Source organism: Streptomyces herbicida, assembly GCF_032656585.1.
GTDB lineage: Bacteria > Actinomycetota > Actinomycetes > Streptomycetales > Streptomycetaceae > Streptomyces > Streptomyces herbicida.
Map to the genome: position 1 here is coordinate 43,312 of NZ_JAUYWJ010000038.1, position 22,450 is coordinate 65,761.

A 22,450-nucleotide genomic window follows, 5' to 3' on the forward strand; every position below is an offset into this window, starting at 1 on the left:
GGCACCAGCCTCACCGATGGGAAGCCGCCCCGCACCCGGGCCGGGCGCACAGAAACAGCCGGTAGGCGGAGCGGCGGGGCCATGTGGTCTCGCCGCATGCCAGACTGCAACACCGCCCGCCAGTGGTCCTCCGACCTGCCGCGACCCGGGGCTCAGCCCGTCGGCTGCCCGGCCGTGCGGACGCTCCCCTTCCCCGTCGCTCCTCGCCGTGTGCCGCCCCCGGTGACCGGGTACTCGGCCGTCCGGCCACAGCCGCCGCGAAGAGGAGGCGAAGGTGAGCAGCGAAGCAGGCAGCAGGGTCGTGGTCACGGGGGCGACCGGGAATGTCGGTACGAGCCTGGTACGCCTCCTTTCCGCGGACCCGGAAGTCGAGTGGGTGCGAGGCGTGGCCCGGCGCACACCCGATGGCTGGGCGCCCGCCAAGACCGAGTGGCACGCCGTCGACGTGGCGGCCGAACAAACCGACCTGGGCGAGGTGTGCCAGGGCGCCACCGCAGTGGTCCATCTGGCGTGGGCGTTCCAGCCGACACACGATCCGGCGAGGACCTGGCAGACCAACGTCCTCGGCAGCATCCGGGTCTTCGAGGCCGCGGCCCGCGCGCGGGTGCCGGTGCTGGTACATGCCTCGTCGGTCGGCGCATATTCACCCGGGCCCAAGGACAAGGACCAGGCCGTCGACGAGTCCTGGCCGACACACGGCTGGCCGGACGCCGCGTACTGCCGCGAGAAGGCCTACCTGGAACGGGTCCTGGACTCCTTCGAGCACGAGCACACCGAGACCCGTGTGGTGCGCATGCGACCGGCCTTCCTCTTCAAACGGGAATCGGCAAGCGAACAGCGCCGCATCTTCGGCGGCCGTTTCCTCCCGGGCCCCCTGGCACGACCGGACCTCCTTCCCTTCCTGCCCGACATCCCCGGCCTGCGGGTCCAGGCCCTGCACACCGACGACGCCGCCAGGGCCTACCACCTCGCACTGCGCTCACCCCGGGCCCGGGGCGCCTTCAACCTCGCCGCCGACCCTCCGGTCGACGCCGACCTGCTCGGCGAGATGCTCGGCACCCGCCGCGTGCGGCTGCCACGCACCGGCGCCCGATCCGCGATCGCCGCCGCCTGGGGGCTCCACCTGCTACCCGCATCCCCTCACCTCTTCGACGCGGTCCTGCGCCTCCCCCTGATGGACTGCACGCGCGCGCATGCCCAACTGGGCTGGCGGGCAGAGTGCACCGCGACCGAGGTACTGCAAGAGTTCCTGGACGGCCTGCAGCACGGGGCGGGTGCCGACACCGCACCAATGCAAGGACGCAAGGTCGGCTGAACGCGGCGCGGACCGCCCGCCGCGCCTCGGGGCCGTTCGCAGCCGGACTCCAGGACCATGCCCGTCCACGGCCGCTGAGGGCGAGCCCCTCAGCCGCCCGGGCGACGTCGCTGACCGGCAGCGTGTGCAGAAATAGTCCCCGCGAACCGTGCGGCTCCTCCACCTCGGCCGCGCAAGTGAAGACAGCGAACGCGGCAAAGTCCTCAACCGCAGCCGCGGCGGGTACACCCCGAACGTAGACGTCGGCCGGCCTCACGCGCGTCGTCCGCTCCGGCCGAAGCGCCCACCGCCTCCGGTCGCGCGGCGCATCCCGAGGATCCGGCGGCCGACGGCGCGGGAAGGGCGGGCTACACGTTGGGCTTGGCCGCGCTGATGTCCCCCAGAACCGAGCCCTCGCCCCGCTCGATCGCCAGGTCCCCCAGAGAGACGATGCCGACCGGCCTGTCACCCTCGACCACCGGCAGCCGCCGGACGGAGTGCTCGCGCATCAACGCGACCGCCTGGTCCAGACTGTCGTCCGGGGCAATGGTGACCAGGTCTTCGCTGCACGCCTGGACCACCGTCGTCTGCTCGGGATCCACGCCTTCCGCAAGGGCACGCACCACCAGATCGCGGTCACTCACCAGACACCGAAGATGTCCCTGCTCGGTCACCAGAACGACGCCGACGTCCTGGTCACGCATCTGCCGCGCCACGGCAGCCACCGATGCCACCGGTTCCACAGTCACCAGAACACTGGTCATGACGTCACGCACACGCTGGGCCACAACGAGCCCCCTCTTTTCACGGTCCGACCGACATCCCCCGGCGACCGGGTACCCCTCCACACGGCCTGTCACCTCACCCCCGCCACTCCCGCCAACGGACGCAGAGGCCATGACCGGAGTGCCGCCACGCTCAACACGGGCCGTGCAGGCCCGCCATTCCGTGTCGGAGCGCAGCGGCCGGGGAACTCGGCACCGGCTGGCCCGCACATGGACCGGACCCGAACGACCGCCGCGAGCCAAGGAGTGGACGATGCGCGCACTGACATGGCAGGGAAAGCGGGACGTACGCATTGAAACCGTTCCCGACCCGAAGATCGAGCAGCCTGACGACGTCATCGTGAAGATCACGTCCAGCGGGATCTGCGGCTCCGACCTGCATCTGTACGAAATCTTCGGGCCGTTTCTGGAGCCCGGCGACATCCTCGGCCATGAACCCATGGGCATCGTCGAGGAGGTCGGTCCCCAGGTTCACGCCCTCACGCCCGGTGACCGGGTCGTGATCCCCTTCAACGTCTGCTGCCGCGACTGCTTCATGTGCGACCAGGGACTGTATTCCCAGTGTGAGACGACGCAGGTCCACGAGTACGGTACCGGGGCCTCGCTGTTCGGCTACACCAAGCTGTACGGGCACGTGCCGGGCGGCCAGGCGGAACTCCTGCGCGTCCCGTTCGGCAACAGGCTGCCCATCAAAGTGCCGCACGGCGCCCCTGACGACCGCTATGTCTACCTGTCCGACGTCCTGCCCACCGCCTGGCAGGCCGTCGAATACGCGGACATCCCCGCAGGCGGATCGGTGGCCGTCCTGGGCCTGGGCCCCATCGGTGACATGGCGACCCGGATCGCCCAGCACCGAGGAGCCCGTCTGGTCATCGGAATCGATCTCGTCGACGAACGCCTGGCACGCGCCGCCGCACGGGGCGTCACCTGCCTCGACCTGCGCCAGCACGACAAGGACCTGACCGAAGCCGTCCGGGAACTCACCGAGGGGCGCGGCACCGACGCCGTCATCGATGCCGTCGGCATGGAGGCCCACGGGGCCCCATTCGCCAAGGCGGCGCACTGGCTCGTGGGGCACCTGCCCGACGTCGTGGCCCAGCCGCTCATGGAGAAGGCGAGTGTGGACAGGCTGGGCGCCCTGCACGCGGCAATCGGCCTGGTGCGCCGGGGCGGAACGGTCTCGGTCTCCGGGGTCTACGGCGGAGCGGTCAGCCCGTTGCCCCTGCTGACGATGTTCGACAAGCAGATCCAGCTGCGCATGGGGCAGGCGAACGTGTGGCGCTGGGTGGAGGACATCATGCCCCTGCTCACGGACGAGGACCCCCTCGGAGTCGACACCTTCAAGACGCACGCCATGGCTCTGGAGGACGGCCCCAAGGCATACGCCATGTTCCAGGCCAAGGAGGACGGCATGGTCAAGACCCTCCTGCAACCCTGACAGCCAGGTCAGTATCGACGGCTGGCTCCGAGCCGTCGCCGGGGTGCGAGCCGAGGGGGCGGCCTTGAGGACGGTGCGGCCGGCCGGGTCGTGGGCGCGGTCTTCGTCGGCTTCGTTCTGTGCGTCAGTGGTCAGGTCGTGCCCGTCGTCCTCGCAGTTCTCCGCGCTGGTGGGGAAGGTGTGGTCGGTGTAGAGCCACTGGGTGCCGTGGGGAGCGTCGTCGGTGCAGGGCCACTGGATGCCGGCGCTGTTGCGGAGCTGGTCGTAGGTCAGGGCGCTCTGGTCGCAGGTGCGGCCGCGGGTGAGGTCGGTGAAGTCTCTCCAGGCGTCCTCGGGGGTCGTCCAGGACACCAGGGGGTTTCGTCCTGGTCGCGTCGTCCTGGTCGCGCAGGTTCAGCCGGCGGGCGTAGTCGAGGAGGATGCCACGCCTGCGAGTCCCCCTCAGCGGCCAGGCCGCCGAGGCACACAACGCCGACGGGCCTGCCGTCGCCGTCGACGACCGGGCCGTACGGTCACGGGCCGGGCGGCTCGGTCTCTCGGCCGGGCCAGGAGTCATGCACGCCATGGCTCTCGGCCGTGGAGTTGCTTGCCTCCTCGTCCTCTGGTCATCGCGGGCGTCCTGCCCGCTATGGGAGTGCTGGCCGTCGCGCTCAGTCCGGCGGCCGTTCGGTCTCCTGTGGGTCTACGCCGGTGTAGGCGGATGCGTCTTTGGCGCCGCTCGGGCGTTGCGACCGCCCGCGGGGCCCCGTGTCCCGCGTTCCTTTCTCGGACCTCTTCTTCGCGCGGTCCTCGCCGCGATGGCCGGTACTTCTACCCGGGTCTGCCGAGATGCCCTTGCGTTCTTCCTTTGACATCTCCCCGCCCTCGCCGCGCTCCGGAGCGTGCTTCTCGGGGTGGAAGGAGCGGTGGGCACTGGGATTTTCTTCCTGCCGGGTCTCATCGACGTCCGATGCCCAGCCGTGATGGGCTCCCTTGTGCCGACTCACATCGCGCCGCGATGGATCAGGGTGCTGTTTCGCCATCATCATCTGACCTCCCAGTCCGATGTGTCCTACGCGGCCGGGTACCCCTTCCCAACGCCGCCCCACCAGCCAGACCTGCTGGCCCGCCACCGCCAGCCGCCCTCCGTCGCATCCCCCGAACACGACACGCATTCGCGGGTCGGCTTCGTACGGACCGGCCCCCAGCGGGACCCTTCGCTCCGCCGTCGTTCTCGGGGGCCTTGATGAGGCGGAAGCCCGTGCGTGCCTTGGCCCCGGGCACTTCCCGGCTCAGCGGGCCTTCGCCTGCAGAACGTCCTGCATCCCGGGCCGGCCGCGTCATGACCGCATCCGATGGCGGCCTTCGCCATGTACGAAGACGGCTGGAACAAGCAAGTTCGTGATCGGCCCATGATCCGCGCGTGTCCGGGGGACTCGGAGCACATGAGTTTCGTAAACCCCGATCCGGAGCCCGAGCGGACCACCGGGCTGGAACCCGGAGGCGGAGTCCCGCCCGGCGAGACCCCGCCCGCCGAGAGCAGCCTGCCCGAGGCCGGGCCCCGCGAGACGCACAACCCGCCCAAGGGCTGGGCCAAGGCACCGCTGGCGCTGATCCTCGTCCTCGTCGCCCTGGTCGCCGCCTTCTTCCTGGTGTACGCCCTCGTCCTCATCCTCTGACGCACTCGCTCCTGATCCTCTGACGGGCTCACTGCTGGGTGTGCCGCACGCACGCGGTGACGACATCCCGCAGGCTGCCGGTGCGCTCCATCAGCAGTCGCTGCTCGCGGGCGCCGTTACCCCGGCACAGCAGCTGCGTCACCGCCGCTTCGACGCAGGCCGCGTCACCACTGTCGGCGAGCGCGTCCTGGATGTGCTCCAGCAGCAGGCGCAGCACCTTCGCGGCGGGCCGGGGCCGCATCGTCGCCGGGTCGAGCAGGTCCTCGTCCAGGCCCGACCGGCCGGCCTTCCAGGCGGCCAGCCTCAGCAGGCTGACACTGTGGTCCAGCGGAGGACGCCCGGCCCGCCACTCGCGTGCGGCCGTTTCCACCAGGGCGCGGGCCAGCGCGGCGACAAGCACGGCGGTGTCCGCGCGCAGGCACACGTCCGCCACCCGGATCTCCACCGTCGGATAGCGCGCGGACAGGCGCGCATCGAAGTACGCCATGGCTTCGTCGAGGATGACCTCGGTGGCTGTCATGTCCGCCACTTGCCGGTGGTACCGCTCTGCCGAGCCGAACAGCTCCGTCGGCCCGCCCGACGGCCAGCGCGGACACACCTGGCTGCGGTAGCTGGCGTAGCCGGTGTCTTGGCCCTGCCAGAACGGTGAGTTGGCGCTGAGCGCGCAGAGGACGGCGAGCCACGGGCGCAGCCGGTCGATCACGGCCACGCCCTCCTCGTCGGAGGCCACGTTCACATGGACATGGCAGCCGCATGCCAGCTCGCGGGCGGTGATCCCGTACTGCTCGGCCATCCACCGGTAGCGCTCGTTCACGCTGATCGACGGGCTGACCGGCAGGGGGGAGGTGGCCAGTGCGGCGACCGTGCAACCGATTCCGCCGGCGAGGCGCGCCGCCTCCTTCCGGCAGCGCACGATCTCCGCTGCGAGAGCCGCCATGTCCGCCTGCGGATGCGTGGCGAACTCCACCATCTGCCCGAACAGTTCCTTCTTGAACACGCCCTGCCCTGGATCGTCCTGGGCGGCACGGGCAAGGACGGCGGCCGCCAGCGCCTTCGCCTGTCCTGTGTCCGGATCGACGAGAAGGAGCTCCTCCTCCACTCCGACGGTGCGCACCGCTGCCCGCCTCCTGTCCGTGCCGCTCAGGCCGTCCCATAGCGGTAGGGCGCCGTCGCGGTCTTCCGGCCTCCGACTGCCCCCAGGACAGCCGGCGACACCTATGGCGGCACCTGCCTGTCCCTGCTGTGCCCGCCCCAGTCGAGCCACGCCTCGCCCATGCACCTCCCGCAGCAGCCGCAGCCAGCGCGTGCGTGCCTGCGGGCGCCAGCGTCGGCTCACTCAGCGCCGGTGACCGCGACGCGCTGTGCAGTCTTTGCAGCCCGTGCACGCGTCACGGTCACCGGCATGCTGTGGCGCCGGAAAAGCGCGGCCTGCCTATGCGGCTTGGGTGAGTTCGGCGCGGCCGAACAGCAGCGCGTAGCCGGAGGGGAGCTGGCGCAGGATGCGAGTGATGAGGTCGGGGCCGGCGTAGGCCGCGACGGCGGAGAAGACGGATCCGGTGTCCCAGCGGGTGGTGGCCAGGGAGGCGCCGGTGCGGGCGGCGAGGTCCTTGACGAAGGTCCAGCCTGTCAGTGGCTGGGTGTCGGGTATCTGGGCGGTGAGAACGCGTGCGGCTTCAACGGGCAGGCGGGCGGCCAGGTCGACGCGTTCGTCGCCGGTCAGCTGGCGGCCCAGTCCGGCGAGGACGAGGCGGACGGCTTCCTCGGCCTTCTCGCGGGTGGGATAGGCGCCGTCGTAGCGGACCTTTTCCAGCAGCTGCTCGTACGCCCTGCCGTAGGGCTGCTGGAGTGGTGCGCTCTGGTCGGACATCACTGCGGTGGTTGCCTTTCTGTCACCAGGGTCGTGGTGGCCGGTGTGCAGTCACCGGGGGTGGGTGGTCAGGTGCGCTGGGGGCGGCCGAAGAGAGGGTCGTAGCCCGCGGGGAGCTGGAGCAGGATCTCCTTGAGGGGATCGTCGTCGGCGGCGTCGGCGACGGTGTACAGGACGGCGCTGACGTCCCAGGCGGCGGTCTGTTCGGTCGCGCCCTCGATCCAGGCCGCGGTCGCGCGCACGAACCGCTCGAGGGGCAGCGGCTCGGCGCTCTGCAGCGGGTTGAGCAGGACCAGGGCGAAGTCTTCCGGCAGACGCGCCGCCACGGGGCGCGGAGGACAGGCCCGGGCGAGATCAGGTACCCGTCCTCCGCCGCTGGTCAACCCTCATCTGTCGGGCTCAGCCGGAGATCTCCTTGCGGCCGGATCCGACGCCGATGGCGATCTTGCGGGGCTTGGCGCGCTCGGTGATCGGGATGCGCAGGGTGAGCACACCTGCGTCGTAGTCGGCCTGGATGTGCTCGGTGTCCAGCGTGTCGGCGAGCACGATCTGGCGGGAGAAGACACCCAGCGGCCGTTCCGACAGTTCCATCTGCACGTCGTCGGCCTTCGTCGCGGGCCGGCGCTCGGCCTTGACGGTCAGCATGTTGCGTTCGACGTCGATGTCGATCGCGTCCGCGCTGACGCCGGGGATGTCGAAGGCCACCACGTACTGGTCGCCCTCGCGGTAGGCGTCCATCGGCATCGGGGACGGCCTCGACCAGGTGCCCGGGCCCATCAGCTGCTGGGCCAGCCGGTCCAGCTCACGGAAGGGGTCGGTGCGCATCAACATCGGAAAACACCTCCAGGAAGTTCGGGCAGTTGCTGCCAATGCGCCTCACTGACACCGTTGTAACATGTCATCCAATGGATGACAAACATGGTGTCGTCCAAAGGATGACGATGGAGGAGGTGCCCATGACCCCGGCCGACCAGCCGGCATCGTCCAGCCCCGACGTACCAAGCCCGGCGTCGTTCCTCGCCGCCGCGGCAGCCCTGCATGCCATAGACGACGCACTGCAGGCCGCCCGGCACGAGGCTCCCGGCACGGCCGGGACGCACGACGTCGGCCCGGAACAGGCCCTGGCCTCCCTCCTGCTGCTGCGGCAGGTACGCGAGCAGCTCGCCGGATGGGAAACCGGCCTGATCGAAACCGCCCGCCAGGCGGGCGCCAGCTGGGCCGACCTCGCCCGCCCCCTCGGCGTCGCCAGCCGCCAGGCCGCCGAACGCCGCTACCTGCGCGGCCGTCCCGGCCCCGCCGGAACCACCGGCGAACAGCGCGTCCAGGCCACCCGCGAACGCCGCGCCGCCGAACGCACCACCGCCACCTGGGCCCGCCGCAACGCCGCCGACCTGCGCCGCATCGCCGGCCAGATCACCGCCCTCACCGACCTGCCCGCCGCGGCCCGCCACCCGCTCAGTCAGCTCCACGCGTCCCTCGCCCACGACGACCCGGCCGACCTCATCCACCCCCTCAACGCCACCCGCCCCCACCTCACCCCCGACCACCCCGACCTCGCCGCCCAGCTCGACGCCCTTACGAACTCCGCCACGAACCCGGCAGCCCCTTGGCGACCGAGGCATAGCCAGTAACGATCTCGCCGAGATTCGGAGCAGCCAAGTTCGCGTCACGCAACCGGCCCCACCCCGGCGACGATCCGGCAACGTAAAACGGGAGGCGGGATCGATCGTGTGATCAGGCGGCTTCCGGTACCACGTAGCCGTGGGTGGCGTCGCGCCGTTCGGCGGACGGTTCTTGCGACGGGTGAGCCGCCGGGTCATCAGAGTGATGGCAGCCCAGGTGATCAGGGACTCTCATCTCGGGCAGGCGTTCGTTGGTCGCGGCAGTGGCGGGTCCTCATGATCCACGACCAGGACCGTTCCACTGCCACCAGGCCTCCGCGGCCGCCTGATCGTCGTGGGCCAGGTCGTGGATCGCCTCCACCTTTGCCTGCAAGGGAACCTGATCGGCACCGCCGGGGGGCGCAGCAGGTCGGCCGCGACCTGGGCAGCCACCATGCGGTGGATGTCGAGAGGCACCTCCTTGACCCGGTGTTCCGGCGGCTGTGGGCCGCGGTGTTCCGGCGGCTGTGGGCCGCGGTGTGCCGGTAGCTCATGACGCTGCTCGTCGACACCCCGGCGTCGTGCGCAAACCGCGCGAGGGTCTGCTCACCGGCGCATGGGCGCGAGCTCGGTGCGAGCATGCGGGCATGGACGGTGGAGCCACTTCACCCCTCGACTCCGGTGGAGGTGTGGGCGGCGCCGACGGGCTTGGATTCGGGGGATCCGCGCTGGCGCAGGTAGACCGAGAGGATGGCCATCGAGGCGACGGCCAAAAGTTCGGACTGCCAGTTCTGCAGCGTGCGGTTCCAGAAGTCCGCGGAGCCCAGGTACTGCGGCCAGGAGACGGGTGCCTGGAGCTGGCGCAGGTGTTGCTCGTTGTAGGCGGCGGCGCCGGTGATGGACTGGGCCAGCCACGACCACACGAAGATGGCGGCCATGACGGTGCCCAGGGAGCGCGAGTACAGCTTCTGCCGCCATCCTGTGTCGGCTGCCCAGCGGGGTGAGGCGGGGCCGGCGTGGTTGCCGACCTTCTGCTCGGCGTCGCTTTCCACGCCTGCCTTGTGGAGCTCCTTGGACTCGGGCGAACCGCGTTGGAGCAGCCAGACGGTGCCGAAGATGTAGAGGAAGAACTGGAGGTATTCCGACTGCCAGTTCTCGGTGACGTCCACGGCGAAGTCGGAGGTCGCAAGGTAGGGCAGGAAACCGATCGGTTGGAGACCGTCGGTGACGAGCTGGTTGTTGAAGTCGGCGTGGCCGGAGACGGCCTGGCCGGCGAGGGTGAGCAGGAAGCCGGTGCCGAAGGCCAGGGTCAGGCTGTTGTGCTTCACGAACCGCCTCAGGCGGCTCATCGGTGCATCAGCCCGATCGCGGTGAAGTAGCTCAGACCGCCACCGACCGTCAGCAGCAGGAGCGTGAAAAGGGTCCGCATTCTTCGCTCACCCGCCCTTGATCTGGCACTGGTAGGGCTGCTGCGGGCGCGGTGCACAGCCTGCCGCGGTGACCTTCCAGCCGGACGGAAACACCGACAGGAACAGGGTGTCGGTGGTGAGGACCACCTGTGCCTGTTGCCCGTAGACCTGGACCTCGCGCACCAAGCCCCCGTACGTCAGCTGCTCCCCGGGCAGGGCTTCGGCGCACGGGGCCTTGGCGGACTGCTCGAGTTCCTGCCGGGTCTGAGGGGCCAGCGCCGCGCACGCGCGCGTTCCGTCGGCCCGCCGGACGCTCTCCTCGAAGCGCAGGGCCGCCGTCGACGCAGCCGCTTCCCGCTCGCCGAGCGTGGTGCAGCCGGCAAGACCCACGGCACAGGTGAACACCGCAACGCCCGTCCATCTCCAGCGCGGCACAGCAACCTCCACCAGCAGGTCAGGACTGTCACCCCATGCTGATACGGCAGCGACGTCACGGACGGCAGCCGCGCCGTGTGTCAGGCCAGAACCCTCGGGCCAGCTGGGTGCTGGGCACTCCGGCGATCGCGTCGCCCGGCCCCAGACCGCCGTGAACTCTCTGGTCCGCGAGCGGCCCGCGCCACCGCAGCCAATGCAGGCGCGCCCCACATCAGCCACTGAGGGGGCCGTTCTGCAGAACGTCGCGAGCGATCCCGGCCCCGCCCCGCGAAGACCCGGACCGCTGCCCGCCACGCGGCTCGCCGGTCGCGGCGCGTTCCTGGAGCCGATGGCCGCCCGGCAGACCGGGCAGCTGTACGACGCACCGCGATCAGGACCCCGGTCATTGCAGCCGGTGCCGCAGCAGCAGGTGCGACGCATGCCGGGTGAGCCAGGCGCTGATCAGTCCGATGGCGGCACCGGCGGCGACGTCGCTGGGGTAGTGGGCGCCGGACTGCACGCGCTCGACGGCCACCAGGGCAGCCGGGACCGCGCACAGCGCGCCGGCCAGCGGCCACGACGGGGCCACCGCGGCGGTAAAGCCGACCGCGGCGGCGGCGTGCCCGGACGGGAACGACGGGTCCTCGACCTCATCGTGCGGGATCCACTCCTTGGGCGGGCGACGACGGCCGACCAGCCGCTTGCACAGGCCTGCGAAGACCACCTGCGCCAACACCACCGCGCCCAGCCCCTCCGCCGCGGCCCTGCGGCCCCGCCCTCCGCCCAGCGTTCCCATCACCGTGGCCGCGCCCAACCACAGCTTCGCGCCCTCCGCACCCTCCTCCACAGCCGACAGCACGGAGCCCATCTGGGACGGAATACGGGAGGCCGCCTGCCTGGTCAGCGACCGGTCAGCGTCACGCAACCCCGCCAATAGCCTCATAACAGATAAGTATCCCGAGGTCACCGGGCCATACCCGAGATCATCGGGTGGAGGTCCTGCGCTGCGGGCGGCAGCGTTCCTGCTCGTCCTACGGCCGGGGCGCGAGGACCGGGGCACGGGGCCGCCGACACCTGCAGGGAAGACTGACGGCAGTTGCTCCCGAAGACCCCGGAACCCGCCCGCTTGTCCGGCCGCGAGGGCGTCTGCCCTCCCAGCGCCCGGACCCTACGAGCGCATGGGCCACACTGCGGGAGTCAGGGCACCGTTGGGGCAGCGAAGGCCACCCACCGGGCTTGGCATCGCTTGCCGTCACAGGCCGGAGCGTGTCTCCTCGCACTGCACACACCGTTCCGCGTGCGGTACGGCGAGCATGCGATTTCTGCCCACCTGGCGGCCGCAGTCCAGACACCGCCCGAAGCTGCGGTCGTCCAGGCGACCGAGTGCGGCCAGCCTCCGGGACAGCGCCACCCCGGCGCGGTCCTGCTCGAGCCGGAGCAGTTCCAGAGAGGTCGCCTGCACGCCGACATCGGCCGCGTCCCGCTCGCACTCCTCGTGCAGAGCCGACATCGCCGAGCCGATTGTGGCCAGCTCGCGCCGCAGCCCCTCGACCTGCTCCGTCAGTGCCGCGCGGGCGGCCTGCTGGTCGGCATCATGAACGGGTACGTCTTCAGGGATGCTCGGGCTGCTGTTCAGGGGGCGTGCCGCCACCTTCGCCACCACCTTTGCTGCCACGGTCCTGGCCGTGCGGCCGGTCCTTCTTGGGAGCCTTCGGGCCGGGCTCAGTGGCCTTCAGCGAGCGGCTCTGCTGCGGAGTAGCCCCTCCCTTGCCGCTGCGGCGCGCCGAGGGACTCTGCGGATTCGACATCTCTCACTCCTGCCCTCTCCAGGTGCCAGGCCGGCAATCCACCTCACCGACCTGCGGAGATTCGGTCGGTTTGTGACGCGTACCCCCACGGAGCCCGGCTACCCGGCCCGCCACAAGATTCCCGCGAAAGCGTCTTGCTCCGCGCACCCGCGGTGAAAAGCGCGCCCGCAGGGATCATGCAGGCCGGCAGACTGCGCCGGAGTCGACACCGCCTGGTCGATCCCGCCGGCAGTTGCGGAGGCCGCCTTCAGGAGGCGATGCCGTTGCCGTCGAAGAACAGGGCGTTAGCCGTCGGGCCACCAGGTACGTGCGATGTCCTTGCGCACCTCGGGCCGTCTGGTGGGGCGTTCGTCGGTTTCCTCGCGGGTCCGGCGGCTTTTTCTCTTCAGGATCCTCTGCACGGTGGTACGGCGCATGTCTGCCTCCTTCAGTGCCTACCGATTTCCGCGGTCTCACGGAGATAGGCGCTTTCGGCCAGAGTTCTGCATCAGTCCCCTATGTCAGCGCAGGGAAGGCCGCCGACAAGATGCGCTACCAGCTCACCATCGACCCGCCGAGCAAGACCGCCCTCGCACACGCCTTGCCGCCCGCCCCCGACGCCACCCTCACCGTCACCGTCGCCCGCCAAAGAGAGCCTGGATGCGGGTCTTCCCCTGACCCCGCCATATGTCGCCCCTGCAGTTCGCCTGCCTGCAGGTCAACTGGATCGGTCGTGATCCACCCGAGAGCCCGCCGGGGCTTGGGCTGTATTGCCGGAAGCGTGATCACGCGGCGTCCCTCGCCGGGGCCGGTGCCCCCGGGCACGTCACAGCGCGAAGGTCGGGACCCCGGGGGTACGGGTCACACCGCACACCCCCGGTGCTCGCGAGGGCACCGCGGGCGGCGGCGCGAGGGCCGGCCCGATCAGCGGCATGACGGCCGCCAGCATCTCCGCCTCGCTCGCGGTCCCGTCCACGACCAGATCGGCCGCCACCCGGGAGGGCGCGACGTGGGCTGCGTGGCGGTCCCTGCCGGTCTGCAGATAGTTGCGCAGGGACAGTCGGGGGTCCTGCCGCTGCATCTCGATCTTCCGGAGGATCTTGCGGGCCAGCCGTATGTCGTCGGGGGTGTCGACATACACCCGCCACGCCGCCCGCCGGACCACGGACGGCAATGACAGCGCGAACAGGCCCTCGACCACGACCAGCAGCACGCCGGGGCGCAGCAGCGCCGCGTCAATGGCGTGTGTCACCGCTGTCTCGTCGATCGACCCCGGATGGTTCCAGTCGAGGACGGCGTGCCCGTCGGCACTGACCGTCCACACACCCCTCAGGGGGTCGTGCGCGGGCACGTAGTAGTCGTCCAGTTGGACCAGCGCGATGCTCTCGGGACACTGCAGCGACAGGGCTTCGGCAAGGGTGGACTTGCCGGATGCGGTGCCGCCTGCGACCGCCAGTACACCCGTCATACCGGGCGCTCCTCATGTGCTCAAAGGGGATAGACGAAGCGGCCGGACAAGCCGGGTGCAGGGAATGTACGGCGGTGTGATCGCCCATGGCAAGCGGGGAAACGCGGCCCGGTTCAGCGGAGGCCAGGGCCGGGACCTTTGGTCGACCTGCGCACCGGTCTCGGCGACGCCGCGGACCTTCAGCGTGGTGTAGCGGCCCTGGGCGCGGGCGTGACGTCGACGCGCGGGAACGAGTGGTCGAGGCAGCGCACCTGCGACCAGGCGACCCCGCCCGGGCCCCGCCCGCACACCGGGAACAGCACCGACGGCCGCCGCCCTCGACGCCCTGCCCAAGACGTCTCCGGCAGGTCGCCCTGCCGAGCCGGAGGAGATCGCCGGGGCGGCCCTCTGCCTCGCCAGTGAGGTGGCCGGACATGTACAGGGAACGACGGTCGTTGTTGACGGCGGCGGGTTGGCCGCCCGGCTGTGGGCGCCGCGGAGTCGAGGTGCCGCTGGCCACTGGGGCGACTTCCGGAGGTCACCCGTCGCCTCGGAAGTTCCCGCTCGGGCGATCCATGGACTGCACGAAGACGGCGCCGTCGTCGTCGCCGGTGACGATGTCGTGGATCTCGATGATGCGGATGGAGGGGGCCTCGTCCGCGTCGGCGTACGCGATGGTGACGGCGCGCTGTTTGTCCATGGCGCGGCCGAGTTCGGTGAGGGTGTCGGTGAGCGACTGGCGGGCGGCGTTCTTCATCGTGTCCAGCACGGGTCTCCCTGAGGATGGGTGGCATTTCCTCGCGAGGGCGAGGTCGAGATCAGGCGGCTTGCCCGTGTCGGCCGAGTACACCACGCTGAGCCCCGAGCACGAGGACTACCGGCGAGCCCAGATCGCGCACCGATGAGTTTCCTGCGCCGCGCTGGTCCATACGCCGGACGCCCACGGACGGAAGGCTGGGCCATGCGGAAACTGATCTACGGCATGAACCTGACCCTGGACGGCTACATCGCCGCGGCCGGCGACGACATCGGCTGGAGCGGACCGCCGAGCGACGAGCTGTTCCAGTGGTGGCTCGACCACGAGCAGGCGAGTGGCCTGTCGCTGTACGGGCGCAAGCTGTGGGAGACGATGAGCTCCTACTGGCCGACCGGCGACCAGCAGCCCAACGCCACCCCGGCGGAGATCGAGTTCGCGCGGAACTGGCGGGACACGCCGAAGGTGGTGTTCTCCTCGACGATCGATAAGGTCGACTGGAACACCCGCCTGGTCACCGGCGACGCGATCGCCGAGATCACCCGGCTCAAGGCCGAGGACGGCGGCCCGATGAACATCGGCGGCGCAACGCTCGCCGGGGCGGCCATGCGCGCCGGGCTGATCGACGAGTACGCGATCGCCGCCCATCCGGTCCTGGTGGGCGGCGGCACGCCGTTCTTCACCGCGCTGGACAGCTGGGTGAACCTGAACCTGGTGGAGACGCGGACGTTTCCCGGCGGCGTGGTCCTGACCAGGTACGAGACGAGGCGCTGAGCGGCTTCCCGCTGTCTCACGGCTTGGATGGGTGTTTCCTCTCACCGTCGTGGCATTTCCTCAGCCGGGATCTTCTGGGCGGCTGCGGCGACTCGTTTCCCGAATCGGGTCAGTTTCATGGCCGTACCGCGTTCGGCTCATTCGAAGAGGGGGTGTCCGAGGTCCGCTTCGAGTCGGTTGAGCTGGATCGCCAGGGTCGAGTGGTGGATGCCGAGGTCCCGGGCTGCTTCGGTGAGGGTGGGGTGGGATTGGACTGCGAGGCAGCGCGAGAGCCGCTGTCGTGCGTATGGGCCGGTGAAGACTTTTGCGGAGGATGGAGGGATGAGCCACGGCTTCGTCAGCGGCGCGTAGGGCGGTCTGGTGGCTGGCTCCGCCGCGTGGCGGGAGGGGGATGTCAAGGACGGCATCTGTGCCGCCTATGTGCCATCGGAGATGAGATTGTGCCGCGAGATTTGAGACCCTACACCGAGCCCCGCCCAGGGCGGTTTTCGCCGCACCCGTGCTTCCCGATGGCCGAGTCCATGCCATCGTTCAGCCGTCCTGCTGCTGGCCGAGGAGGGCGGCGAGCCGGGCACGCTGCTGCTCTTCCTCAGCCATGACCTCGGCGAGGATCTCCCGGTCGATGTAGCCGTCGACGGCCTCCGTCACCAGGCGCTCGAGTTCGGCCGGTTCCAGTGCCTCAACCTCCCGCTGCACAGGACGGTCGAGGTCGAAGCCGTAGCGGCGGGCGAACCCGGGCCGGCGCGGATCGTCTCTCTTCCCTTCGGCCGGCGGCAGCTGGTACTCGCGCACCTGCCCGTCCGTCAGCAGCACCCGCTCCACCCGCTCCCAGCAGTCGGTGCGCTTCACCCAGTCGCGTTCGTTGTCGGAGCCGCTGGCGTCGGAGTCGCCGAGGTTTCTCCGGGGCGTCCCGAGCGTGCGGCTGGAGTTTCCGCAGATCAGGGGCGATCCGGAGCGCTGTAGCGGATGCAACAGGTGTGGTGCACGGAGCTAGTCACCCTGATCGTTCTCTGATGCTGGCTCGTGGGAATCGCGCTGTGTCGGGGGTCCAGCGCGCGGAGGCCGGCGCCCGGGTGCGGAGTTCCCCGATGCCCCCAGTTGACGCTGTCGAATCGTCAGGGTCGGACTGGGAGGTTGGCCTCCCATCCGTCGAGAAGTCGTTCGAGTCCCAGTTCGAAACCGCGCTCGGCGCTGTCGGCCGCGTGGGGAAGTTCGGCATCACGAATGACGCGGGCGAGGAGTGGATGGCGCCCCGCCTTGACGACTTTGTCGAGGTAGGGCGCGTGGGCGTCCATCCATTCCTGGTTGCTGACTCCGGAGCGTCGGACGGCTTCCTGTTGGGCGAGTTCGCCGATGGCGTAGCCGCGGACGAAGGCATGCAGCGTATCGACGACGGTGATCATGACGTCGATGTCGAAGCCGAGGGGATCGAGGGCGGCGAGTGCGTGTTCGGTGGCATCGAGGGAGTTCGGTCCAAGTGATGGGCGCCCTGCCGCGAGGGAGGTCATCCAGGGATGCCGGTGGATGGTGGCCCGGGAGCGATGGGCCAGTGTCCGCAAGTCGCCGCGCCAGTCGCCGGTGGGAGCAGGCGGGCCGCCGTCTTCGGCCGCTACGGCGTCGAGCATGAGATCGAGCAAGTCGTCTTTGGATGCCAGGTAACGGTAGAGCGAGGCTGTGCCCGTTCCCAGTTCCTTGGCGACGCGCCGCATGGACAGTGCGTCGATGCCCTCGGCGTCGGCGATCGCGATGGCGGCGGCGGTGATCTCCGCCCGCGTGCGTGAGGGCGCGGGGCCTTTTGCGGCCCGCTCCGGCCGGTTCCAGACCACCGTGTGAGCGTCGTCCATCGGGTTTCCCTCCCACTACTGCGCTCACTGTACGCAGTAGTGCTATCGTGGCGCCGTTACTGCGAATACTGTACCCGGGTAGAGCGTGTCCAGCCGAAAGGGAAACCACCATGACCACTCCCGTCACCATCATCGGCGCCGGGCTCGGCGGCCTGACCCTCGCCCGGGTCCTGCACCTGCACGGCATCCCCGCGACCATCTACGAAGCCGAGACATCGGCGGACACCCGCACGCAGGGCGGCCAGCTCGACATCCACGAGTACAACGGGCAGCTCGCCCTCGAAGCGGCCGGCCTCACCGACGAGTTCCGCGCGATCATCCACGAAGGCGGCGAGGCCGTGCGCGTGCTCGACCAGCACGGCGCGGTCCTGCTTGACCAGCCCGACGACGGCACGGGCGGGCGCCCCGAGGTGCTCCGCGGAGACCTGCGTCGGATCCTGATCGACTCGCTGCCCGGCGAGATGATCCAGTGGGGCCACAAGGTCACCAGTGTCCGCCCCCTCGGAGACGGAAGGCACGAGCTGACGTTCGCCGACGGGCCGGCCGTGACGACCAGCCTCCTCGTGGGCGCGGACGGCGCCTGGTCGAGGGTCCGGCCGCTGCTCTCCGACGCGAAGCCCGAGTACGTCGGCACGTCGTTCATCGAGACCCACCTGTACGACGCCGACCAACGCCACCCCGCAGCGGCCAAGGCCACCGGCGACGGTTCCCTGTTCGCCGTCACGGCCGGCAAGGGGATCCTTGGCCATCGAGAGGCCCACGCCGTTCTTCACACCTACGTCGCGCTCACCAAGCCGCAGGAATGGATCGCCGCCATCCTCGCCAGTCCCGAAACGGCGGCGGCCCAGGTCGCGGCCGAATTCACCGGATGGGCGCCTGAACTCACCGCACTCATCACTGACGGGGAGACCGCCCTCGCCCCGCGCCCGATCTGCGCCCTGCCGATCGGCCACCGCTGGGACCGCGTTCCCGGAGTGACGCTGCTGGGCGACGCCGCCCACCTCATGTCACCGTTCGCCGGGGAGGGCGCCAACCTCGCCATGTTCGACGGCGCCGAACTCGGCAAAGCCATCGCCGCACACCCCGACGACATCGAAGCCGCCCTTGCGGAGTACGAGCAGGCGCTCTTTTCCCGCAGCGCCCGGTTCGCCGCCGAATCCGACAAGAACCATCAGCTCATCTTCGGCGACAACGCCCCCGCCGGCTTGCTCAACCTGCTCACCGGCGAAGAGCCGACCGAGTGAGCAGGACCCACAGATCCGCGATCGTGAGCCGCAGGCGTCGGTCTGGCCGCCCCCACGGCCGGCACCCGCACGGACAAGCCGCTGCAGACGTCGAAGGGGTGAAGCGGCCGGACGGCGCCGACTACGACGACGCTCCGCCCATGGCCAGCGCGGTTCGCGCCAGCCCGCGCAGCCAGGCGTGGGCGTGGTCGGTGTCGTAGCGCTGATGCCATGACAGGTATATCGCCGCCGACGGCAGTTCGAGGGGGAGGGGGAGCACGACCAGGCCGAGGTCGGCGACCGCTGACCGTGTGGTGGCTTCGGGGACGCTGATCAGGAGATCGGAGCCGCGCGCGAACTCCAGCGCGGCCGCTTCCGTGGGCGCGGTCGCCACCACTCGGCGGGTGAGGCCGAGCCGCGCGAGGGCGTCGTCGAGGGCATTGCTGAGGTTTCCACGTCGCGAGACGGTGACGTGCTCAGCGGCGGCGTACCGCGTTGCGGTGACGGTCCTGACGCGGGTGAGGGGGTGCCCCTGCCTCACGACGATGACGAGACGGGTCTCGCCCACGCTCTCGGCACGGATGTCCGGTGCGCTCGGGCGGTTGGCGTTCGCCTCCAGGTCCACCTCGCCGCGCCGCAACTCGGGGGTGTCGATGCTGGATTCCGCGATGAAGCGCAATCGCACGCCCGGCGCCTCTTCACGCACGGCCGAGAGCAGTGTGGGGCCGCTCAAGGCGACCAGGGAATCGTGCCAGCGAAGTGTGAAGGTGCGCTCCAACGTTGCCAGATCGAGTTCACGGCTCGGTGCCAGCACCCCTTGGACCTGGTGCAGCAGCTCGTGCACCTGTTCCCGGACGGCGATCGCGTACGGCGTCGGGGTCATCGTGCGGCCGGTGCGCACCAGGATCTGATCCCCGGTCGTGCGCCGGATTCGGCCCAGGCTCCGGCTCATCGCGGGGGCGGTGACATGCAGGCGTGCGGCCGCCCCGGCCACACTGCCCTCCTCCAGCAGCGCGTCGAGCGCGGCCAGCAGGTTCAAATCCAATTGCATGTGAGTAATCCTAGCCGTGCTTTACATGCATTTGAAGTTAATCAAGGGGCTGTATACCTTCGAGACCAGAGCGCTGAACAGAGCGCACAGTTCGGCCCGAACGGCCCCATCCCCTCCTTCTCAAAAGGGAGTTCACCATGTCCGAAATGCTTCAGACCACTGACGTCGCCGCCTCCGACGCCGACCTGCTCGGCCAGACCGCGATCGCCGTGCGCGCGGCCGGTTCGGCGCTGCGCGAGCGCTTCGGCGAGGTGGTCCGCTACCGGACCCGTGAAGAGCTGATGCGCGCGCTCGCCGCCAACGACGACACGGCCCTCGACATCCTGCGCCCCCGCCTCACGCGCCTGCGCCCGGATGCCGGCTGGGTGGAGGACGAGCTGGACGGCGGGGCGCTGCCGCCCGGCGAATGGTGGGTCGTGGATCCGGCCGAAGGCAACGTCAACCACCTGCACGCCCTGCCGGAGTGGGCGGTGACCGCCACCCTCGTGCGTGAGAACCAGCCGGTGCTCACCGCGGTCCACCTGCCGTTGACCGGCGAGACCTACACCGCGCTCACCGGCGCGGGCGCCTACCTCGACGGCCGGCCGCTGCACGTCTCCCAGACCGCGGACCTCGGCCTGAGCATCGTGGCCACCAGCCAGGCCCGGCCGGACGAGGACGAGAAGGTCGTGCGGCGCGTCGGCTCCTCGATCACCGCCATGCTCTTCGACGCGCTCGTCGTCCGCACCGCCGTGCCCGCCACCCTGCACCTGCTGAACGTGGCCGCCGGCCGGATCGACGCCTTCTGGCAGTTCGCCGGCGCCCGCGCGGACCTGCTGCCCGGGGCGCTGCTCGTCACCGAGGCCGGCGGACAGATCTCCGACGCCGAGGGCCGCCCCTGGACCCCGCAGAGCGAGAGCTTCCTGGCCGCCGCGCCCGGCGTCCACGCCGAGGCCGCCGCCACGCTCTCCCGCTGACCGGGCACCACCACCTGCACGCACGGAAGGACCAGATCATCATGACCACGATCGCAGTTCTCGGAAACGGCCGCGTCGGCGGCAGTCTGGCCACAGCCCTCACCCGGGCAGGGCATGAGGTGACCGTGGCGGACCGCGCGCCGGGCGCCGCCGCCGATGCTGCCCGGACAGCCCAGATCGTCATCAACGCCACCCCGGGAGCCGGCTCGCTGGACCGACTCGTCGCCCTGCGCGAGGAACTGCGCGACAAGATCCTCGTCGACGTCTCCAACGCCACCGTCGACGGACCGGACGGACTGCCCGCCGACCTGATCTACCCCGGCTCAAGCCTCGCCGAGCAACTCCAGGAAGCGCTCCCCGAAACGCGCGTCGTCAAGACACTCAACACCATGCTCTTCCCGGTGATGACCGCGCCGGCCACGCTCACCCAGGCGCCCGACGCCTACCTCTCCGGCGAGGACCCGCAGGCCAAGCAGACCGTCCGTGAACTGCTCATCAACCTCGGCTGGCGCAAGGAGTGGATCACTGATCTCGGCGGGATCCAGACCGCCCGCGCCACGGAGGCCGCGATACTGTTCGTACCGCACGTGATTCGGTCCAGCGGATTCGCGCCCTTCGCGATCTCGATCGCCCGCTGATCCGCACACAGCGCACTGATGGGGCTCCCTGAAAACGGTTCTGGCCGCAGTTCCGTGATCGACGGTGCCACACACCGGCATGCCCCACACCACCTGGCAGGCTGCAGCCGAATCGGTCTCACCTCTCGACCGCGCTGCCGAAGTGGCACGTCGTCTGCCCGGCCGTCGGCCCGATGTTTCACCCGTCACGGTGTGCGGTGCAAGCGGCTTGACGCCTTGTGGTTCCGGAGCGGCAGTGCGGGTGAGCACCGGATTACCGATGAGATCCTCGCCTTCGGCAGGATGGGTGCATGACCGAGATCCGCACACCCCGCCTCCTCCTCCGTGGCTGGCACGATGACGACCTCGCGCCGATGGCGGACATCAACGCGGACCCACGGGTCATGCGCTGGATCGACGACGGCTCGGTGCGCGACCTGGACCACACGGCCGAGGCCATCGAGCGATGGGAGGAGGAGTGGGACGAGGAGGGCTTCGGACTCTTCGCCGTCGAGCTGCTGGCCTCGGGCGAACTGATCGGCTTCACGGGCCTGTCCGTGCCTGAGTTCCTGCCGGAGGTGATGCCCGCCGTGGCGATCAGCTGCCGGATCGGCTCACAGTTCTGGGGCCAGGGATACGCGTCCGAAGCCGCCCACGCCACGCTGGAGTTCGCGCTCCAGGACCGCGGCCTGGACCGCGTCATCAGCATCAACCGGGTGGGGGACAACGCCTTCGAGAACGTCATCCGCAAGCTCGGCATGGTGCCCGAACGGGAGACGGCACACCCGGTGTACGGCTACCCGCTGCGCGTTCACGCCATCGATCTCACCGAGTTCCAGGCGTGAACCGGCCGAGCCATCGATCATCAAAAGACAGCCGACGATCGCCCACAGCTACTGCTGCATGTTGCTCTCCACCAGCAGCTCATCCCAGTGGTCCCGCACCAGCGGCATCCCGGTGTGCACGGCTGCCTCGGCGGCCTCGTCTTCACCGAGCACGACCTACGCGTAGTCGTGGAAGGCCTGCTGATCAGCCAGGTACAGCGCGCGTCAGAGGCCGCCGGTGTTGAGCAGCCGGTTGGGAGTGTCGGAGCGGACGCCGCGCAGGACACCACGGGTGGCCGCGTGGTCGAGCCAGACGTGGACCTCGTTGGCCGTGGCATGGGGGTGTGCCGACAGGTACAGCGCGATCACGCCGGTCGCATGCGGCGCGGCCCAGGACGTCGCGGCGTAGTTCACCGTGGTGGTACCGCCGCCGGCGAGGGCGGCGGTCACCTTCTGGCCGGGGGCGTACAGGTCCACGCACCGTCCGTAGCCCGACCCGTAGCCGGTGTCGCTCCACGGGCGGTCGTTCGAGGTGGAGGCTGCCACGACGATCGTGCCGGGGACGCCGGCCGGGGAGTGTTTGCAGGCGTCGTCGTGGAAGTTGCCGGCCGACACCACCGTGGGGATCCCCGCGTCGACCATCTTCTTCACGGCGGACTCCACGGCCGTCGACCGGTGGTCGAAGTTGAGCGACATGTTCACCACCG

25 protein-coding genes and 2 pseudogenes are annotated in these 22,450 nt (G+C 70.1%); 10 read left to right on the forward strand and 17 right to left on the reverse strand.

Annotated features, from left to right (window positions below; translation table 11 throughout):
- Window positions 1-274 precede the first annotated feature (274 nt).
- Window positions 275-1,315 carry an SDR family oxidoreductase gene (locus Q8A52_RS45305; protein ID WP_316763718.1) on the forward strand — a complete coding sequence of 347 codons (1,041 nt, stop codon included), beginning with the start codon at window positions 275-277 and terminating at the stop codon, window positions 1,313-1,315.
- 347 nt (window positions 1,316-1,662) lie between these two features.
- Here the strand turns inward: Q8A52_RS45305 and Q8A52_RS45310 are convergent, their stop codons facing one another.
- The gene (locus tag Q8A52_RS45310; RefSeq protein ID WP_316763719.1) at window positions 1,663-2,082 is read right to left on the reverse strand and encodes a CBS domain-containing protein; all 420 of its coding nucleotides are present in this window, start codon (window positions 2,080-2,082) and stop codon (window positions 1,663-1,665) included.
- A 250-nt stretch (window positions 2,083-2,332) separates the two neighbouring features.
- Between Q8A52_RS45310 and Q8A52_RS45315 the strand changes: the two genes are divergently transcribed.
- Together Q8A52_RS45315 and Q8A52_RS45320 are read left to right on the forward strand one after the other, a co-directional pair.
- Window positions 2,333-3,517 carry an alcohol dehydrogenase catalytic domain-containing protein gene (locus Q8A52_RS45315; RefSeq protein WP_316763721.1) on the forward strand — a complete coding sequence of 395 codons (1,185 nt, stop codon included), beginning with the start codon at window positions 2,333-2,335 and terminating at the stop codon, window positions 3,515-3,517.
- Window positions 3,518-4,941: 1,424 nt separating this feature from the next.
- Complete coding sequence (locus Q8A52_RS45320) at window positions 4,942-5,175, forward strand: DUF6480 family protein (RefSeq protein WP_316763724.1); 234 nt, start codon at window positions 4,942-4,944, stop codon at window positions 5,173-5,175.
- Between the two features lie 28 nt (window positions 5,176-5,203).
- Here Q8A52_RS45320 and Q8A52_RS45325 read toward each other — a convergent pair whose 3' ends face one another.
- The 4 genes and pseudogenes from Q8A52_RS45325 to Q8A52_RS45340 all read right to left on the reverse strand — a co-directional run bounded on the left by Q8A52_RS45325 (window position 5,204) and on the right by Q8A52_RS45340 (window position 7,873).
- Window positions 5,204-6,289 (reverse strand): glutamate--cysteine ligase, encoded by a 1,086-nt coding sequence (locus Q8A52_RS45325; protein ID WP_316763728.1) that lies wholly within the window; start codon window positions 6,287-6,289, stop codon window positions 5,204-5,206.
- 318 nt (window positions 6,290-6,607) lie between these two features.
- Complete coding sequence (locus tag Q8A52_RS45330; protein WP_408649370.1) at window positions 6,608-7,042, reverse strand: DUF2267 domain-containing protein; 435 nt, start codon at window positions 7,040-7,042, stop codon at window positions 6,608-6,610.
- A gap of 68 nt (window positions 7,043-7,110) precedes the next feature.
- Window positions 7,111-7,368: pseudogene (locus Q8A52_RS45335) on the reverse strand (DUF2267 domain-containing protein); the annotation flags it as partial.
- A 73-nt stretch (window positions 7,369-7,441) separates the two neighbouring features.
- On the reverse strand, window positions 7,442-7,873 hold the full coding sequence (locus Q8A52_RS45340; RefSeq protein ID WP_316763733.1) for an Hsp20/alpha crystallin family protein: 432 nt from the start codon (window positions 7,871-7,873) through the stop codon (window positions 7,442-7,444).
- Between the two features lie 125 nt (window positions 7,874-7,998).
- Between Q8A52_RS45340 and Q8A52_RS45345 the strand changes: the two genes are divergently transcribed.
- Window positions 7,999-8,673, forward strand: coding sequence for a type III effector protein (locus Q8A52_RS45345; protein ID WP_316763736.1), 675 nt, complete (start codon window positions 7,999-8,001; stop codon window positions 8,671-8,673).
- A gap of 635 nt (window positions 8,674-9,308) precedes the next feature.
- On the opposite strand, the gene Q8A52_RS45350 is transcribed toward Q8A52_RS45345, so the two are convergent.
- The 6 genes from Q8A52_RS45350 to Q8A52_RS45375 all read right to left on the reverse strand — a co-directional run bounded on the left by Q8A52_RS45350 (window position 9,309) and on the right by Q8A52_RS45375 (window position 13,721).
- Window positions 9,309-9,992, reverse strand: coding sequence for a DUF6766 family protein (locus Q8A52_RS45350; protein ID WP_316763737.1), 684 nt, complete (start codon window positions 9,990-9,992; stop codon window positions 9,309-9,311).
- 87 nt (window positions 9,993-10,079) lie between these two features.
- Complete coding sequence (locus tag Q8A52_RS45355; protein ID WP_316763739.1) at window positions 10,080-10,487, reverse strand: hypothetical protein; 408 nt, start codon at window positions 10,485-10,487, stop codon at window positions 10,080-10,082.
- A gap of 382 nt (window positions 10,488-10,869) precedes the next feature.
- A complete protein-coding gene (locus Q8A52_RS45360; protein ID WP_316763742.1) occupies window positions 10,870-11,334 on the reverse strand; it encodes a phosphatase PAP2 family protein in 465 nt (154 codons plus the stop codon).
- Window positions 11,335-11,718: 384 nt separating this feature from the next.
- A complete protein-coding gene (locus Q8A52_RS45365; protein ID WP_316763745.1) occupies window positions 11,719-12,141 on the reverse strand; it encodes a TraR/DksA family transcriptional regulator in 423 nt (140 codons plus the stop codon).
- Between the two features lie 417 nt (window positions 12,142-12,558).
- A complete protein-coding gene (locus Q8A52_RS45370; RefSeq protein ID WP_316763747.1) occupies window positions 12,559-12,690 on the reverse strand; it encodes a hypothetical protein in 132 nt (43 codons plus the stop codon).
- Window positions 12,691-13,079: 389 nt separating this feature from the next.
- Window positions 13,080-13,721 (reverse strand): uridine kinase family protein, encoded by a 642-nt coding sequence (locus tag Q8A52_RS45375; RefSeq protein WP_316763749.1) that lies wholly within the window; start codon window positions 13,719-13,721, stop codon window positions 13,080-13,082.
- A gap of 283 nt (window positions 13,722-14,004) precedes the next feature.
- On the opposite strand from Q8A52_RS45375, the pseudogene Q8A52_RS45380 reads away from it, so the two are divergent.
- Window positions 14,005-14,157 (forward strand): annotated as a pseudogene (locus tag Q8A52_RS45380) (short-chain dehydrogenase); the annotation flags it as partial.
- Window positions 14,158-14,238: 81 nt separating this feature from the next.
- On the opposite strand, the gene Q8A52_RS45385 reads toward Q8A52_RS45380, so the two are convergent.
- Window positions 14,239-14,469 carry a WYL domain-containing protein gene (locus tag Q8A52_RS45385; protein ID WP_316763751.1) on the reverse strand — a complete coding sequence of 77 codons (231 nt, stop codon included), beginning with the start codon at window positions 14,467-14,469 and terminating at the stop codon, window positions 14,239-14,241.
- 192 nt (window positions 14,470-14,661) lie between these two features.
- Here Q8A52_RS45385 and Q8A52_RS45390 point away from each other — a divergent pair, with 192 nt between their 5' ends.
- Window positions 14,662-15,228: a dihydrofolate reductase family protein gene (locus Q8A52_RS45390; RefSeq protein ID WP_316763753.1), complete on the forward strand. Its 567-nt coding sequence runs from the start codon at window positions 14,662-14,664 to the stop codon at window positions 15,226-15,228.
- Between the two features lie 137 nt (window positions 15,229-15,365).
- Here Q8A52_RS45390 and Q8A52_RS49380 read toward each other — a convergent pair whose 3' ends face one another.
- The 3 genes from Q8A52_RS49380 to Q8A52_RS45400 form a co-directional block, all read right to left on the reverse strand.
- Window positions 15,366-15,635, reverse strand: a complete 270-nt coding sequence (locus Q8A52_RS49380; protein ID WP_408649371.1) for a helix-turn-helix domain-containing protein — start codon at window positions 15,633-15,635, stop codon at window positions 15,366-15,368.
- Window positions 15,636-15,759: 124 nt separating this feature from the next.
- Window positions 15,760-16,200, reverse strand: coding sequence for a hypothetical protein (locus Q8A52_RS45395; protein ID WP_316763756.1), 441 nt, complete (start codon window positions 16,198-16,200; stop codon window positions 15,760-15,762).
- 143 nt (window positions 16,201-16,343) lie between these two features.
- Window positions 16,344-17,072: a TetR/AcrR family transcriptional regulator C-terminal domain-containing protein gene (locus Q8A52_RS45400; protein WP_316763758.1), complete on the reverse strand. Its 729-nt coding sequence runs from the start codon at window positions 17,070-17,072 to the stop codon at window positions 16,344-16,346.
- A 110-nt stretch (window positions 17,073-17,182) separates the two neighbouring features.
- On the opposite strand from Q8A52_RS45400, the gene Q8A52_RS45405 reads away from it, so the two are divergent.
- Window positions 17,183-18,316, forward strand: a complete 1,134-nt coding sequence (locus Q8A52_RS45405; protein ID WP_316763761.1) for an FAD-dependent oxidoreductase — start codon at window positions 17,183-17,185, stop codon at window positions 18,314-18,316.
- Between the two features lie 121 nt (window positions 18,317-18,437).
- Here the strand turns inward: Q8A52_RS45405 and Q8A52_RS45410 are convergent, their stop codons facing one another.
- Window positions 18,438-19,346 (reverse strand): LysR family transcriptional regulator, encoded by a 909-nt coding sequence (locus tag Q8A52_RS45410; protein ID WP_316763764.1) that lies wholly within the window; start codon window positions 19,344-19,346, stop codon window positions 18,438-18,440.
- A 137-nt stretch (window positions 19,347-19,483) separates the two neighbouring features.
- On the opposite strand from Q8A52_RS45410, the gene Q8A52_RS45415 reads away from it, so the two are divergent.
- From Q8A52_RS45415 to Q8A52_RS45425, 3 genes are all read left to right on the forward strand, one after another.
- The gene (locus tag Q8A52_RS45415) at window positions 19,484-20,302 is read left to right on the forward strand and encodes a 3'(2'),5'-bisphosphate nucleotidase CysQ (RefSeq protein WP_316763767.1); all 819 of its coding nucleotides are present in this window, start codon (window positions 19,484-19,486) and stop codon (window positions 20,300-20,302) included.
- Between the two features lie 41 nt (window positions 20,303-20,343).
- A complete protein-coding gene (locus Q8A52_RS45420) occupies window positions 20,344-20,940 on the forward strand; it encodes an NADPH-dependent F420 reductase (protein WP_316763769.1) in 597 nt (198 codons plus the stop codon).
- A gap of 290 nt (window positions 20,941-21,230) precedes the next feature.
- Window positions 21,231-21,764 carry a GNAT family N-acetyltransferase gene (locus tag Q8A52_RS45425; protein WP_316763771.1) on the forward strand — a complete coding sequence of 178 codons (534 nt, stop codon included), beginning with the start codon at window positions 21,231-21,233 and terminating at the stop codon, window positions 21,762-21,764.
- 204 nt (window positions 21,765-21,968) lie between these two features.
- On the opposite strand, the gene Q8A52_RS45430 is transcribed toward Q8A52_RS45425, so the two are convergent.
- Window positions 21,969-22,450: S8 family serine peptidase (locus Q8A52_RS45430; RefSeq protein WP_316763774.1), on the reverse strand; the 482-nt coding region annotated here is incomplete at its 5' end.